The sequence below is a fragment of the Vibrio sp. CJQ_6 genome (assembly GCF_043106745.1).
Lineage (GTDB): Bacteria > Pseudomonadota > Gammaproteobacteria > Enterobacterales > Vibrionaceae > Vibrio > Vibrio furnissii.
On record NZ_JBICMV010000022.1, the window covers coordinates 1 to 329 of the forward strand.

Here is a 329-nt window from a genome sequence, read left to right on the forward strand (position 1 = left end):
GGACGGGTGAGTAATGCCTGGGAAATTGCCCTGATGTGGGGGATAACCATTGGAAACGATGGCTAATACCGCATGATAGCTTCGGCTCAAAGAGGGGGACCTTCGGGCCTCTCGCGTCAGGATATGCCCAGGTGGGATTAGCTAGTTGGTGAGGTAAGGGCTCACCAAGGCGACGATCCCTAGCTGGTCTGAGAGGATGATCAGCCACACTGGAACTGAGACACGGTCCAGACTCCTACGGGAGGCAGCAGTGGGGAATATTGCACAATGGGCGCAAGCCTGATGCAGCCATGCCGCGTGTATGAAGAAGGCCTTCGGGTTGTAAAGTA

The 329-nt window shown here is 55.6% G+C and carries 1 rRNA gene; it reads left to right on the plus strand.

Annotation, left to right across the window (positions count from 1 at the left end):
* Nucleotides 1-329 (plus strand): 16S ribosomal RNA (locus tag ACF8PK_RS13770); the annotation flags it as partial.